This window comes from Pseudomonas entomophila (assembly GCF_029478665.1).
GTDB lineage: Bacteria > Pseudomonadota > Gammaproteobacteria > Pseudomonadales > Pseudomonadaceae > Aquipseudomonas > Aquipseudomonas entomophila_F.
This window is the reverse complement of sequence record NZ_JARPQB010000073.1, coordinates 1-15,590: the sequence shown is the minus strand read 5'-3', so window position 1 is coordinate 15,590 and position 15,590 is coordinate 1. Positions and strand designations below refer to the sequence as shown.

Sequence of the window (15,590 nt, the reverse complement as noted above, 5' to 3'; positions counted from 1 at the left end):
CCATCCGTGAAGGCGGTCGTACCGTCGGCGCCGGCGTCGTAGCAAAAATTATTGAATAAGTAGTTGATTTAAATGATCAGGCCGGTATAATGGCCGGCCTGATACAGCGTTATAGGTCAGTAGCTCAATTGGCAGAGCGACGGTCTCCAAAACCGTAGGTTGGGGGTTCGATTCCCTCCTGACCTGCCATTCACCTCGGTGTGATTGGCTTTCTTCTCACAGGATCCTCCTCGATGACTCCCAAAACTGAAGCCCAAGAATCGCGTTTTGATCTGTTCAAGTGGCTCGCTGTTGTTGCATTGGTAGTCGTAGGCGTTGTGGGTAATCAGTATTACTCCGCCTCTCCGATCCTGTATCGCGTACTCGTCCTGCTCGCCTTGGCTGCAGTCGCTGGCTTCGTTGCCTTGCAGACCGCCAAAGGCAAGTCGTTCTTTGCGCTGGCGAAGGAAGCTCGTACCGAGATTCGTAAAGTCGTGTGGCCAACTCGCCAAGAAACCACTCAGACCACGCTGATTGTCGTGGCTGTAGTTCTGGTTATGGCGCTGCTGCTGTGGGGGCTCGATTCCCTGCTCGGCTGGTTGGTCTCCTTGATCGTTGGCTAAGGGTGTCTCGTGGCTAAGCGTTGGTATGTTGTTCATGCTTACTCGGGTTACGAGAAGCATGTCATGCGCTCCCTGATCGAGCGTGTCAAGCTGGCTGGCATGGAAGACGAGTTCGGCGAGATCCTGGTCCCGACCGAAGAAGTCGTCGAAATGCGCAATGGCCAGAAGCGCAAGAGCGAGCGCAAATTCTTCCCTGGCTATGTATTGGTCCAGATGGAAATGAACGAAGGGACTTGGCACCTTGTCAAGGATACCCCTCGGGTCATGGGTTTCATTGGTGGTACCGCAGACAAGCCTGCGCCTATCACTGATAAAGAAGCTGAGGCCATCCTGCGTCGCGTAGCCGACGGCAGTGACAAGCCGAAGCCGAAGACGCTGTTCGAGCCGGGTGAAGTGGTTCGCGTCATTGACGGTCCCTTCGCTGACTTCAACGGTAGCGTCGAAGAGGTCAACTACGAGAAGAGCCGTCTGCAGGTTGCAGTGCTCATTTTCGGTCGCTCTACTCCGGTGGAGCTCGAGTTCAGCCAGGTCGAGAAGGTCTAGCGGAACGCAGCATCCCATACCCCGCAGCCCTATGTGCTGCGGGGTTTTGTCGTCACTGGGATAAAACGCAAGTCATCCGGGGAGCCATCTGGCGTTCGTACCCGATTTTGGAGTAGCTCATGGCTAAGAAGATTCAGGCTTACATCAAGCTGCAAGTAAAGGCCGGCCAGGCCAACCCAAGCCCACCCGTTGGTCCAGCACTGGGTCAACACGGTGTGAACATCATGGAATTCTGCAAGGCCTTCAACGCCCGTACTCAGGGTCAAGAGCCAGGTCTGCCGACTCCAGTGATCATCACTGTCTACAGTGACCGTAGCTTCACCTTCGAAACCAAGAGCACCCCTGCCTCGGTTCTGCTGAAGAAGGCTGCTGGCCTGACCAGCGGTTCGGCTCGCCCGAACACCGTCAAGGTCGGTACCGTTACCCGTGCTCAGCTGGAAGATATCGCCAAGGCTAAGCAGGCTGACCTGACCGCCGCTGACCTGGACGCAGCTGTACGCACCATCGCTGGCTCTGCCCGCAGCATGGGCCTGAACGTGGAGGGTGTGTAATGGCTAAGCTGACCAAGCGTCAAAAGGCAATCGCCGAGAAAATCGAAGCAGGCAAGGCCTACAACTTCGAAGAAGCTGCAGCTCTGCTGGCTTCGCTGCCGGCTGCCAAGTTCGTGGAATCCTACGACATCGCCGTTAACCTCGGTGTTGATCCGCGTAAATCCGACCAGGTCGTTCGTAGCGCTACCGTGCTGCCACACGGCACTGGCAAGACCGTACGCGTTGCCGTCTTCACCCAGGGTCCAGCTGCTGAAGCCGCTCTGGCTGCCGGCGCTGACCGTGTAGGCATGGACGATCTGGCTGCCGAAATGAAAGGCGGCGACCTGAACTATGACGTCGTCATCGCATCGCCTGATGCCATGCGCGTTGTGGGCCAGCTGGGTCAGGTGCTGGGTCCTCGCGGCCTGATGCCAAACCCGAAAGTCGGTACCGTTACTCCAGACGTAGCCACTGCCGTGAAAAACGCCAAGGCTGGTCAGGTTCGCTACCGTACCGACAAGAACGGTATCATTCACACCTCCGTTGGCAAGATTGGCTTCGAAGCCGGCAAGCTGAAGGAAAACGTTGAAGCCCTGATCGCTGATCTGAAGCGTATCAAGCCAGCTTCCTCGAAAGGTATCTACGTCAAGCGCGTAACCCTGAGCACCACCATGGGCCCAGGTCTGATCATCGATCAGAGCTCGCTGGACGTTTAAGAACATGGCGGCGCGACCTGTCGCGCCGCCAGCAAAAATTGGGGTCCCTGCCTGGCGGGGGCTATCCAAGACCGTAGGCGGCGCAAGCCTTAAAATACCAGCCCACGCAGATGGTGCTCCCGATTCGTTACCGAATCAGACACCAAAACGACATCCGGCTTCGGCCAGATGAAACGGTAAAAACCAGGAGTAAACCCGTGGCAATTAAACTCGAAGACAAGAAGGCCATCGTCGCTGAAGTCAACGAGGCTGCCAAAGTCGCTCTGTCCGCTGTCGTGGCTGATGCCCGTGGTGTGACTGTAGGCGCAATGACCGGACTCCGTAAAGAGGCTCGTGAAGCTGGCGTATACGTACGTGTCGTACGTAACACCCTGCTCAAGCGCGCTGTTGCTGACACTGAATTCAGTGTCCTCAACGACGCCTTCACTGGCCCGACCCTGATCGCGTTCTCCAACGAGCACCCGGGCGCCGCCGCCCGTCTGTTCAAAGAATTCGCCAAGGGTCAGGACAAGTTCGAGATCAAGGCAGCTGCGTTTGACGGCAAGTTCATTGCAGCGAACCAGATCGACGTGTTGGCTACCCTGCCGACCCGCGACGAAGCTATTGCAAAACTGATGAGCGTGATCCAAGGCGCCACCAGCAAGCTGGCTCGTACTCTGGCAGCCATTCGCGACCAGAAAGAAGCTACCGCTGCCTAAGGCACGCGAAACTCTTTCAAAATCATTCGTTTAATTTGATGGCTGCGTAAGCTGTCACCCCAATACAGGATTTAAGTCATGTCCCTGACTAACGAGCAAATCATCGAAGCAATCGGCCAGAAAACCGTTCTGGAAATTGTTGAGCTGATCAAAGCCATGGAAGAAACCTTCGGCGTTACCGCTGCTGTTGCCGCTGCTGGCCCAGCTGCTGCTGCTGCCGTTGTTGAAGAGCAGACCGAGTTCAACGTTGTCCTGGTTGAAGCCGGCGAGAAGAAAGTGAACGTGATCAAGGCCGTTCGCGAACTGACCGGTCTGGGCCTGAAAGAAGCCAAAGAGAAAGTCGATGGCGCTCCTCAGGTTGTAGCTGAAGGCGTTTCGAAAGAAGCCGCTGAAGACGCTAAGAAGAAGCTGGAAGAAGCAGGCGCCAAAGTCGAGCTGAAGTAATTTCGACTTTGCGACTCCAGTCCGAGCGTTGAGCGAAGGGCTGATGGCTGGTGGCTTATGCCACCGGCCTTTTTCCGTTATTGGTGGCCGATCAGGTCGGCCCCGATAACGAGTGGTAACCACCAAAACGGTGGCGCAAACCAAGGGGTTTGCACGATTTTCTGGCTGCTCCCGCCGGGAGATGCCAAACAAGCAGGTGACCAAGCTGGGGAATGCTGATGGCTTACTCATACACTGAGAAAAAACGTATCCGCAAGGACTTTAGCAAGTTGCCGGACGTCATGGATGTGCCTTACCTCCTGGCCATCCAGCTGGATTCGTATCGCGAATTCCTGCAGGCGGGAGCATCCAAGGATCAGTTCCGCGACGTCGGTCTGCATGCGGCCTTCAAATCGGTATTCCCGATCATCAGCTACTCCGGCAATGCTGCCCTGGAGTACGTCGGCTATCGCCTGGGCGAGCCGGCCTTCGATGTGAAGGAATGTGTCCTGCGCGGTGTGACCTTCGCGGTCCCGCTGCGGGTGAAGGTGCGCCTGATCATCTTCGACAAGGAATCGTCGAACAAAGCGATCAAGGACATCAAAGAGCAAGAAGTCTACATGGGTGAAATCCCCCTGATGACTGAAAACGGTACCTTCGTTATCAACGGTACCGAGCGTGTAATCGTATCTCAGCTGCACCGTTCGCCGGGTGTGTTCTTCGACCACGACCGTGGCAAGACCCACAGCTCCGGCAAGCTGCTGTACTCCGCGCGCATCATCCCTTACCGCGGTTCCTGGCTGGACTTCGAGTTCGACCCGAAGGACTGCGTGTTCGTGCGTATCGACCGTCGCCGCAAGCTGCCGGCCTCGGTACTGCTGCGAGCTCTGGGTTACAGCACTGAAGAAGTGCTCAACACCTTCTACACCACCAACGTGTTCCACCTGTCCGGCGAAAAACTCAGCCTGGAACTGGTGCCGCAGCGTCTGCGTGGTGAAGTCGCGGTCATGGACATCCATGATGAAAGCGGCAAGGTCATCGTCGAGCAGGGGCGCCGTATTACCGCGCGCCACATCAACCAGCTGGAAAAAGCTGGCGTGAAAGAGCTGGACGTACCGCTGGAATACGTACTGGGCCGCACCACCGCCAAGGCGATCGTGCATCCGGCTACCGGCGAGATCCTGGCCGAGTGCAACACCGAGCTGACCACCGACTTGCTGGTCAAGATCGCCAAGGCCCAGGTCGTTCGCATCGAGACGCTGTACACCAACGACATCGACTGCGGTCCGTTCATCTCGGACACCCTGAAGATCGACACCACCAGCAACCAACTGGAAGCGCTGGTCGAGATCTATCGCATGATGCGTCCAGGCGAGCCGCCAACCAAGGACGCCGCCGAAACGCTGTTCAACAACCTGTTCTTCAGCGCTGAGCGTTACGACCTGTCCGCCGTCGGCCGCATGAAGTTCAACCGTCGTATCGGTCGTACCGAGATCGAAGGTTCGGGCGTGCTGAGCAAGGAAGACATCGTCGAGGTCTTGAAGACCCTGGTCGATATCCGTAACGGCAAAGGCATCGTCGACGACATCGACCACCTGGGTAACCGTCGCGTCCGTTGCGTCGGCGAGATGGCCGAGAACCAGTTCCGTGTTGGCCTGGTGCGTGTCGAGCGCGCGGTCAAAGAACGTCTGTCGATGGCTGAAAGCGAAGGCCTGATGCCGCAGGACCTGATCAACGCCAAGCCGGTAGCGGCGGCGGTGAAAGAGTTCTTCGGCTCGAGCCAGCTCTCGCAGTTCATGGACCAGAACAACCCGCTCTCCGAGATCACCCACAAGCGTCGTGTCTCCGCACTCGGCCCTGGCGGTCTGACTCGTGAGCGTGCTGGCTTCGAAGTTCGTGACGTACACCCGACCCACTACGGCCGCGTGTGCCCGATCGAAACGCCGGAAGGTCCGAACATCGGTCTGATCAACTCCCTGGCCGCTTACGCTCGCACCAACCAGTACGGCTTCCTGGAAAGCCCGTACCGCGTGGTGAAAGAGGGTGTGGTCAGCGACGACATCGTGTTCCTGTCGGCGATCGAAGAAGCGGATCACGTCATTGCACAGGCTTCGGCCGCGATGAACGAGAAGAAGCAACTGATCGACGAGCTGGTGGCTGTTCGTCACCTGAACGAATTCACCGTCAAGGCGCCGGAAGACGTCACCCTGATGGACGTTTCGCCGAAGCAGGTAGTCTCGGTCGCAGCGTCGCTGATTCCGTTCCTCGAGCACGACGACGCCAACCGTGCGTTGATGGGTTCGAACATGCAGCGTCAGGCTGTACCAACCCTGCGTGCCGACAAGCCGCTGGTCGGTACCGGCATGGAGCGCAACGTTGCCCGTGACTCCGGTGTCTGCGTGGTGGCTCGCCGCGGTGGTGTGATCGACTCGGTCGACGCCAGCCGTATCGTCGTTCGCGTCAATGACGACGAAGTCGAGACTGGCGAAGCAGGTGTGGATATCTACAACCTGACCAAGTACACCCGTTCGAACCAGAACACCTGCATCAACCAGCGTCCGCTGGTGAGCAAGGGTGACAAGGTTCAGCGCAGCGACATCATGGCTGACGGCCCGTCCACCGACATGGGTGAGCTGGCACTGGGTCAGAACATGCGTATCGCGTTCATGGCGTGGAACGGCTTCAACTTCGAAGACTCCATCTGCCTGTCCGAGCGTGTGGTTCAGGAAGACCGCTTCACCACGATCCACATCCAGGAACTGACCTGTGTGGCGCGTGACACCAAGCTTGGCCCAGAGGAAATCACCGCGGACATCCCGAACGTGGGTGAAGCTGCGCTGAACAAGCTGGACGAAGCCGGTATTGTCTACGTGGGTGCCGAAGTCGGCGCTGGCGACATCCTGGTCGGCAAGGTCACTCCGAAAGGCGAGACCCAGCTGACTCCGGAAGAGAAACTGCTGCGCGCGATCTTCGGCGAGAAGGCCAGCGACGTCAAAGACACCTCCCTGCGCGTACCGACCGGTACCAAGGGCACCGTCATCGACGTACAGGTCTTCACCCGTGATGGCGTCGAGCGCGACAGCCGCGCCCTGGCCATCGAGAAGATGCAGCTGGACGAGATCCGCAAGGACCTCAACGAAGAGTTCCGCATCGTCGAAGGCGCGACCTTCGAGCGTCTGCGTGCAGCCCTGAACGGCCAGGTGGTCGACGGTGGCGCGGGCCTGAAGAAAGGTACCGTGATCACTGACGACGTGCTGAACGGTCTGGAACACGGCCAGTGGTTCAAACTGCGCATGGCGGAAGATGCACTGAACGAGCAGCTGGAAAAGGCTCAACAGTACATCGTCGATCGCCGTCGCCTGCTGGACGACAAGTTCGAAGACAAGAAGCGCAAGCTGCAGCAGGGCGATGACCTGGCACCGGGCGTACTGAAGATCGTCAAGGTCTACCTGGCCATCCGCCGTCGCATCCAGCCGGGTGACAAGATGGCCGGTCGTCACGGTAACAAGGGTGTCGTCTCGGTGATCATGCCGGTAGAAGACATGCCGCACGACGCAAACGGTACTCCGGTCGACGTCGTACTGAACCCGCTGGGCGTACCTTCGCGTATGAACGTCGGTCAGATCCTTGAAACCCACCTGGGCCTCGCGGCCAAGGGCCTGGGCGAGAAGATCGACCGCATGATCGAAGAGCAGCGCAAGGCCGCTGAACTGCGTACCTTCCTCACCGAGATCTACAACGAGATCGGTGGTCGTCAGGAGAACCTGGAAGAGTTCACCGACGAAGAGATCATGGCTCTGGCAAACAACCTGAAGAAAGGCGTGCCTATGGCCACTCCAGTCTTCGACGGTGCCAAGGAGCGTGAGATCAAGGCCATGCTGAAGCTGGCAGACCTGCCGGAAAGCGGCCAGATGCAGCTGTTCGACGGCCGCACCGGCAACAAGTTCGAGCGTTCTGTGACCGTTGGTTACATGTACATGCTCAAGCTGAACCACTTGGTGGACGACAAGATGCACGCGCGTTCCACTGGTTCCTACAGCCTGGTCACCCAGCAGCCGCTGGGTGGTAAGGCGCAGTTCGGTGGTCAGCGTTTCGGGGAGATGGAAGTGTGGGCGCTGGAAGCATACGGCGCGGCATACACCCTGCAAGAAATGCTCACAGTGAAGTCGGACGACGTGAACGGCCGTACCAAGATGTACAAGAACATCGTGGATGGCGATCACCGTATGGAGCCGGGCATGCCCGAGTCCTTCAACGTGTTGATCAAAGAGATCCGTTCGCTCGGTATCGATATCGATCTGGAAACCGAATAACACGTGACGCGAAGGGGAGTGGGGCGGTAACGCCCGCTCCCTGCTCCGCCAGGAGGAAAGGCCTTGAAAGACCTACTGAATTTGCTGAAAAACCAGGGTCAAGTCGAAGAGTTCGACGCCATCCGCATCGGTCTGGCGTCGCCTGAAATGATCCGTTCGTGGTCGTTCGGTGAAGTCAAAAAGCCGGAAACCATCAACTACCGTACGTTCAAGCCTGAGCGTGACGGCCTGTTCTGCGCCAAGATCTTTGGTCCAGTCAAGGACTACGAGTGCCTGTGCGGTAAGTACAAGCGCCTGAAACACCGCGGTGTGATCTGCGAGAAGTGCGGCGTTGAAGTCGCCCTGGCCAAGGTTCGTCGTGAGCGCATGGCGCACATCGAGCTGGCCTCGCCGGTTGCCCACATCTGGTTCCTGAAGTCGCTGCCGTCCCGTATCGGCCTGCTGATGGATATGACCCTGCGTGACATCGAGCGCGTGCTCTACTTCGAGAGCTACGTCGTTATCGACCCGGGCATGACCACCCTGGAAAAGGGTCAGCTGCTGAACGACGAGCAGTACTTCGAAGCGCTGGAAGAGTTCGGTGACGACTTCGATGCCCGCATGGGTGCCGAGGCTGTCCGCGAACTGCTGCACGCTATCGACCTGGAGCACGAGATCGGCCGCCTGCGCGAAGAGATTCCGCAGACCAACTCGGAAACCAAGATCAAGAAGCTGTCCAAGCGCCTGAAGCTGATGGAAGCTTTCCAGGGCTCGGGCAACCTGCCTGAGTGGATGGTTCTGACCGTCCTGCCAGTGCTGCCGCCGGACCTGCGTCCGCTGGTTCCGCTGGATGGCGGCCGCTTCGCGACCTCCGACCTGAACGATCTGTATCGTCGGGTGATCAACCGTAACAACCGTCTGAAGCGCCTGCTCGATCTGTCGGCACCGGACATCATCGTGCGCAACGAAAAGCGCATGCTGCAGGAAGCGGTAGACGCCCTGCTCGACAACGGCCGTCGCGGTCGCGCCATCACTGGCTCGAACAAGCGTCCGCTGAAGTCCCTGGCCGACATGATCAAAGGTAAGCAAGGTCGCTTCCGTCAGAACTTGCTCGGTAAGCGCGTGGACTACTCCGGCCGTTCGGTAATTACCGTGGGCCCGACCCTGCGTCTGCACCAGTGCGGTCTGCCGAAGAAGATGGCCCTCGAGCTGTTCAAGCCGTTCATTTTCGGCAAGCTGGAAATGCGTGGTCTGGCGACCACCATCAAGGCTGCCAAGAAGATGGTCGAGCGCGAACTGCCAGAGGTTTGGGACGTGCTCGCCGAGGTGATCCGCGAACACCCCGTGCTGCTCAACCGTGCACCGACCCTGCACCGTCTGGGTATCCAGGCATTCGAGCCGGTTCTGATCGAAGGTAAGGCCATCCAGCTGCACCCGCTGGTCTGTGCCGCGTACAACGCCGACTTCGACGGTGACCAGATGGCCGTTCACGTGCCGCTGACGCTGGAAGCCCAGCTGGAAGCGCGCGCGCTGATGATGTCGACCAACAACATCCTGTCGCCAGCCAACGGTGAGCCAATCATCGTTCCGTCGCAGGACGTTGTACTGGGTCTGTACTACATGACCCGTGAAGCCATCAACGCCAAGGGCGAAGGTCGCGTGTTCGCCGACCTGCAGGAAGTCGACCGCGTATTCCGCGCCGGCGAGGCCGCCCTGCACGCGAAAATCAAGGTCCGTATCAACGAGACCGTGAAAGACCGTGACGGCAGCATCACCAAGAACACCCGCATCGTCGACACCACTGTCGGCCGCGCGCTGCTGTTCCAGGTTGTACCGGCAGGCCTGCCGTACGACGTGGTCAACCAGCCGATGAAGAAAAAGGCGATCTCCAAGCTGATCAACCAGTGCTACCGCGTGGTTGGTCTGAAAGAGACCGTGATCTTCGCCGACCAGTTGATGTACACCGGTTTTGCCTACTCGACCATTTCCGGCGTTTCGATCGGTGTTAACGACTTCGTTATCCCGGACGAGAAAGCCCGCATCATCGGTACCGCTACCGACGAAGTGAAGGAAATCGAGAGCCAGTACGCCTCCGGCCTGGTAACCCAGGGCGAGAAGTACAACAAGGTCATCGACTTGTGGTCCAAGGCGAACGACGAAGTTTCCAAGGCGATGATGGCCAACCTCTCGAAAGAGAAGGTCATCGACCGCAATGGCGACGAAGTCGAGCAAGAGTCCTTCAACTCGATGTACATGATGGCCGACTCCGGTGCTCGTGGTTCCGCGGCCCAGATCCGTCAGCTGGCCGGTATGCGTGGCCTGATGGCCAAGCCGGACGGCTCGATCATCGAGACGCCGATCACCGCGAACTTCCGTGAAGGTCTGAGCGTACTGCAGTACTTCATCTCGACCCACGGTGCTCGTAAGGGTCTGGCGGATACCGCGTTGAAGACCGCGAACTCCGGTTACCTGACTCGCCGTCTGGTGGACGTTGCCCAGGATCTGGTCGTGACCGAGATCGACTGCGGCACCGAACAGGGCCTGCTGATGACCCCGCACATCGAAGGCGGCGACGTTGTCGAGCCGCTGGGTGAGCGTGTACTGGGTCGTGTCATCGCCCGTGACGTGTTCAAGCCAGGCACCGAGGACGTCATCGTTCCGGCTGGTACCCTGGTCGACGAGCAGTGGGTCGAGTTCATCGAGCTGAACAGCATCGACGAAGTGATCGTGCGTTCGCCGATCAACTGCGAAACCCGCTACGGCATCTGCGCCAAGTGCTACGGTCGCGACCTGGCTCGCGGTCACCAGGTGAACATCGGTGAAGCTGTCGGCGTTATCGCTGCACAGTCGATCGGTGAGCCGGGTACCCAGCTGACCATGCGTACGTTCCACATCGGTGGTGCTGCAAGCCGTACCTCGGCTGCCGACAGCGTCCAGGTGAAGAACGGCGGTATGGTGCGTCTGCACAACCTGAAGCAGGTCGTGCGCGCCGATGGCAACCTGGTTGCCGTATCGCGTTCCGGCGAGCTGGCCATTGCCGACGAATTCGGCCGTGAGCGTGAGCGCTACAAGCTGCCTTACGGTGCGGTGATTTCGGTCAAGGAAGGTGAGAAGGTCGAAGCTGGCGCCATCGTCGCCAAGTGGGACCCGCACACCCACCCGATCGTTACCGAACTGAAAGGTACCGTGACCTTCGTGGGCATGGAAGAAAACATCACCATCAAGCGCCAGACCGACGAACTGACCGGCCTGACCAACATTGAGGTGATGGACGTCAAGGATCGCCCTGCCGCTGGCAAGGAAATCCGTCCGGCGATCAAGATGGTCGACGCCAATGGCAAGGACCTGTACCTGCCTGGTACCGACGTACCGGCCCAGTACTTCCTGCCGGCCAACGCCCTCGTCGGTGTGGCTGACGGTGCCCAGATCGGCGTCGGTGACGTTATTGCGCGTATCCCGCAAGAAACGTCGAAAACCCGCGACATCACCGGTGGTCTGCCACGCGTTGCCGACTTGTTCGAAGCGCGTCGCCCGAAAGAAGCCTCGATCCTGGCTGAAGTCAGCGGCACCATCGCGTTCGGTAAAGAGACCAAGGGCAAGCGTCGTCTGGTCATCACTCCGACCGACGGTAGTGATCCGTACGAAGAGCTGATTCCGAAGTGGCGCCACCTGAACGTCTTCGAAGGCGAACAGGTAAACCGCGGCGAAGTTATCTCCGACGGCCCGAGCGATCCGCATGACATCCTGCGTCTGCTGGGTGTGAGCGCGCTGGCGAAGTACATCGTCAACGAGATCCAGGACGTTTACCGCCTGCAAGGCGTTAAGATCAACGACAAGCACATCGAGACCATCCTGCGTCAGATGCTGCGCAAGGTCGAGATCGCCGAGTCGGGTGACTCCAGCTTCATCAAGGGCGACCAGATGGAACTGACTCACGTACTGGTCGAGAACGAGCGTCTCGCCGGCGAAGACAAGTTCATCTCGAAATTCACCCGTGTGCTGCTGGGTATCACCAAGGCCTCGCTGTCCACCGAATCGTTCATCTCGGCGGCTTCCTTCCAGGAAACCACCCGCGTACTGACCGAAGCGGCGGTAACCGGCAAGCGCGATTACCTGCGCGGCCTGAAAGAGAACGTGGTCGTGGGTCGTCTGATCCCGGCCGGTACCGGTCTGGCCTACCACAGCGAGCGCAAGCGTCGCCGTGATGCCGACAAACCGCTGCGTGTGAGCGCCAGTGAGGTGGAAGCCGCACTGACCGAAGCGCTGAACTCGAGCGGTAACTAAGTACAGGGCTGGGCCCCGGCACCCCTCGCAAGACCATCGGCGACATGAATTGTTGCCGATGATCGGGCGGGGAGGGCCGGGGCCTCGTCTTGACTGGGTGCAAGATCCTCTTTAGACTTTTGTACCCTTAAATTTGGTGAGGCTCCGTCTCGCCAATTTTTGGCTTTCTTGCAAGACAATAGAGTCGCAAGACAATCAGTGGAGCTAGTAGATGGCAACTATCAACCAGCTGGTACGTCAGCCGCGTAAGCGTTCGGTCGAGAAGTCCGACGTTCCTGCGCTGCAGAACTGCCCGCAGCGTCGTGGCGTGTGCACCCGCGTGTACACCACCACGCCGAAAAAACCTAACTCGGCACTGCGTAAAGTATGCCGTGTGCGTCTGACCAACGGTTTCGAGGTTTCCTCGTACATCGGTGGTGAAGGCCACAACCTGCAAGAGCACAGCGTCGTCCTGATCCGTGGCGGCCGTGTAAAAGACTTGCCAGGTGTTCGTTACCACACCGTTCGCGGCTCTCTGGATACTTCGGGCGTCAAAGGCCGTAACCAGGGTCGTTCGAAGTACGGTACCAAGCGTCCGAAGTAATCGGTCGTTTGCAGACATCCATTTTTTTGAGTCGATAAGAGTAAGGTCGGGCGTGGGTCGAAAGACCTGGTCCCGGGCTAACCTGAAGACCGTTTGAGGGCTTATCATGCCAAGACGTCGTGTAGCAGCAAAACGTGAGATTCTTGACGATCCGAAGTACGGATCCCAGATCCTCGCCAAGTTCATGAACCACGTGATGGAAAGCGGCAAGAAGGCCGTAGCCGAGCGCATCGTTTACGGTGCCCTGGATACCGTCAAAGCACGCAAGAACAGCGACCCCCTGGAAATCTTCGAGAAAGCTCTCGACGCCATCGCTCCGCTGGTCGAAGTAAAGTCCCGCCGTGTCGGCGGTGCCACTTACCAGGTCCCGGTTGAAGTTCGTCCATCCCGTCGTAACGCTCTGGCAATGCGCTGGCTCGTAGACTACGCCCGCAAGCGCGGCGAGAAGTCGATGGCTCTGCGCCTGGCTGGCGAGCTGCTGGATGCTGCTGAAGGCAAGGGTGCTGCAGTCAAGAAGCGTGAAGACGTTCACCGTATGGCTGAAGCCAACAAAGCGTTCTCGCACTACCGCTTCTAATTCAAGCATCAATCATTTTGCGAGGGCTTTATGGCTCGTACTACAGCAATTAACCGCTACCGTAACATTGGTATCTGCGCGCACGTTGATGCGGGCAAGACTACCACTACCGAGCGGATCCTGTTCTACACAGGTCTGAGCCACAAGATGGGCGAGGTGCACGACGGCGCCGCGACCACCGACTGGATGGTGCAGGAGCAGGAGCGCGGTATCACCATTACCTCCGCTGCCGTTACCACCTTCTGGCAGGGCTCCCGTGGTCAGTACGACAACTACCGCGTAAACGTCATCGATACCCCCGGCCACGTTGACTTCACCATTGAAGTAGAGCGTTCGCTGCGTGTACTCGACGGCGCGGTCGTTGTGTTCTGCGGTACCTCCGGCGTTGAGCCGCAGTCCGAAACCGTATGGCGTCAGGCCAACAAGTACGGCGTTCCACGTGTTGTCTACGTGAACAAGATGGACCGTGCCGGTGCCAACTTCCTGCGCGTCGTAGGTCAGATCAAGAACCGTCTGGGTCACACCCCGGTTCCTGTTCAGCTGGCCATCGGTTCGGAAGATAACTTCCAGGGTCAGGTCGACCTGATCAAGATGAAGGCTATCTACTGGAACGACGACGACAAAGGCACCACCTACCGCGAGGAAGAAATTCCTGCGGACATGCTCGAGCTGGCCGAAGAGTGGCGCGCGAACATGGTGGAAGCTGCTGCCGAAGCCAACGAAGAGCTGATGAACAAGTACCTTGAAGAAGGTGAGCTGACCGTCGAAGAGATCAAGGCAGGCCTGCGCGCGCGCACCCTGGCCAGCGAGATCGTTCCGGCTGTCTGCGGTTCGTCGTTCAAGAACAAGGGCGTCCCCCTGGTTCTCGATGCCGTCATCGACTACCTGCCTGCTCCGACCGAGATCCCTGCAATCCAGGGTATCAACCCGGACGACAAGGAGCTGGACAAAGAAGATCCGGCTGTTCGTAAAGATGTGCGTCACGCTGACGACGACGAGCCGTTCTCGGCTCTGGCGTTCAAGATCGCGACTGACCCGTTCGTTGGTACTCTGACCTTCGTTCGCGTCTACTCGGGCGTTCTGGCCTCTGGTGACTCGGTCATCAACTCGGTCAAAGGCAAGAAAGAGCGCGTTGGTCGTATGGTGCAGATGCATGCCAACCAGCGTGAAGAGATCAAGGAAGTGCGCGCTGGCGACATCGCGGCACTGATCGGCATGAAGGACGTGACCACGGGCGAAACCCTGTGCAACGCCGACAAGCCAATCATTCTTGAGCGTATGGACTTCCCTGAGCCGGTTATTTCGCTCTCCGTAGAGCCGAAAACCAAGGCTGACCAGGAGAAGATGGGTATCGCACTGGGCAAGTTGGCCCAGGAAGACCCGTCGTTCCGCGTCAAGACCGACGAAGAAACCGGCCAGACCATCATCTCCGGTATGGGTGAGCTGCACCTGGACATCCTCGTTGACCGCATGAAGCGCGAGTTCAACGTTGAAGCCAACATCGGTAAGCCGCAGGTTTCGTACCGCGAGAAGATCACCAAGTCCGGCGTTGAGATCGAAGGCAAGTTCGTTCGTCAGTCGGGTGGTCGTGGTCAGTTCGGTCACTGCTGGATCCGTTTCTCGGAGCCGGATCAGGACGACAAGGGCAACATCACCGAAGGTCTGGTGTTCTCCAACGAAGTCGTTGGTGGTGTGATTCCTAAGGAATTCATCGCCCCGATCCAGAAGGGTATCGAAGAGCAGATGAAAAACGGCGTTGTTGCCGGTTATCCTCTGATTGGCCTGAAGGCCACGGTATTCGACGGTTCGTACCACGACGTCGACTCCAACGAAATGGCGTTCAAAATCGCTGCTTCGATGGCAACCAAGCAACTGGCCCAGAAGGGCGGTGGCGTGGTTCTCGAGCCGATCATGAAGGTCGAAGTTGTAACCCCGGAAGATTACCTGGGTGACGTGATGGGTGACCTGAACCGTCGTCGTGGTCTGGTCCAGGGTATGGATGAGTCGGTCTCTGGCCGTGTCGTCCGCGCTGAGGTTCCGCTGGGCGAGATGTTTGGTTACGCAACCGACGTTCGTTCCATGTCTCAGGGTCGCGCAAGCTACTCCATGGAATTCTCGAAATACGCTGAAGCTCCGTCGAACATCGTCGAAGCTCTCATTAAAAAACAAGGCTGATTCAGCCCCTTTAGGCTAGGAGTTCACTGTCGTGGCTAAAGAAAAATTTGATCGTTCCCTTCCCCACGTTAACGTCGGCACCATCGGCCACGTTGACCACGGTAAGACCACTCTGACCGCAGCTCTGACTCGCGTCTGCTCCGAAGTTTTCGGTTCGGCCGTCGTTG

General features: G+C 58.4%; 12 protein-coding genes and 1 tRNA gene. All 13 read left to right on the top strand.

Translation table 11 applies throughout. The features are described 5' to 3' along the window. The first annotated feature begins 113 nt into the window (after positions 1-113). Positions 114-189, top strand: a tRNA-Trp gene (locus P5705_RS24920). Between the two features lie 44 nt (positions 190-233). After that, positions 234-602: a preprotein translocase subunit SecE gene (gene secE, locus P5705_RS24915; protein WP_011531879.1), complete on the top strand. Its 369-nt coding sequence runs from the start codon at positions 234-236 to the stop codon at positions 600-602. A gap of 9 nt (positions 603-611) precedes the next feature. After that, positions 612-1,145, top strand: coding sequence for a transcription termination/antitermination protein NusG (nusG, locus tag P5705_RS24910; RefSeq protein WP_011531880.1), 534 nt, complete (start codon positions 612-614; stop codon positions 1,143-1,145). A 119-nt stretch (positions 1,146-1,264) separates the two neighbouring features. Further along, on the top strand, positions 1,265-1,696 hold the full coding sequence (rplK, locus tag P5705_RS24905) for a 50S ribosomal protein L11 (RefSeq protein ID WP_011531881.1): 432 nt from the start codon (positions 1,265-1,267) through the stop codon (positions 1,694-1,696). Next, positions 1,696-2,391, top strand: coding sequence for a 50S ribosomal protein L1 (gene rplA / locus P5705_RS24900; RefSeq protein ID WP_277463532.1), 696 nt, complete (start codon positions 1,696-1,698; stop codon positions 2,389-2,391). The genes rplK and rplA overlap by 1 nt, the downstream gene beginning before the upstream one ends. Positions 2,392-2,588: 197 nt before the next feature. Continuing rightward, the gene (rplJ, locus tag P5705_RS24895; RefSeq protein ID WP_023628748.1) at positions 2,589-3,089 is read left to right on the top strand and encodes a 50S ribosomal protein L10; all 501 of its coding nucleotides are present in this window, start codon (positions 2,589-2,591) and stop codon (positions 3,087-3,089) included. Between the two features lie 78 nt (positions 3,090-3,167). Next, a complete protein-coding gene (gene rplL, locus P5705_RS24890) occupies positions 3,168-3,533 on the top strand; it encodes a 50S ribosomal protein L7/L12 (protein ID WP_277463531.1) in 366 nt (121 codons plus the stop codon). A gap of 218 nt (positions 3,534-3,751) precedes the next feature. Next, positions 3,752-7,825 (top strand): DNA-directed RNA polymerase subunit beta, encoded by a 4,074-nt coding sequence (gene rpoB / locus P5705_RS24885; RefSeq protein WP_277463530.1) that lies wholly within the window; start codon positions 3,752-3,754, stop codon positions 7,823-7,825. Between the two features lie 63 nt (positions 7,826-7,888). Further along, positions 7,889-12,088 (top strand): DNA-directed RNA polymerase subunit beta', encoded by a 4,200-nt coding sequence (rpoC, locus tag P5705_RS24880; protein ID WP_277463529.1) that lies wholly within the window; start codon positions 7,889-7,891, stop codon positions 12,086-12,088. 211 nt (positions 12,089-12,299) lie between these two features. Beyond that, entirely contained in the window at positions 12,300-12,671 is a 372-nt protein-coding gene (gene rpsL, locus P5705_RS24875) for a 30S ribosomal protein S12 (protein WP_003255492.1), read from the top strand. 106 nt (positions 12,672-12,777) lie between these two features. Continuing rightward, positions 12,778-13,248, top strand: coding sequence for a 30S ribosomal protein S7 (gene rpsG, locus P5705_RS24870; RefSeq protein ID WP_003246741.1), 471 nt, complete (start codon positions 12,778-12,780; stop codon positions 13,246-13,248). Positions 13,249-13,278: 30 nt separating this feature from the next. Then, a complete protein-coding gene (fusA, locus tag P5705_RS24865) occupies positions 13,279-15,423 on the top strand; it encodes an elongation factor G (protein ID WP_277463528.1) in 2,145 nt (714 codons plus the stop codon). Between the two features lie 31 nt (positions 15,424-15,454). Then, a partial coding sequence (locus P5705_RS24860) for a GTP-binding protein (protein WP_229610192.1) occupies positions 15,455-15,590 on the top strand: 136 nt, incomplete at its 3' end.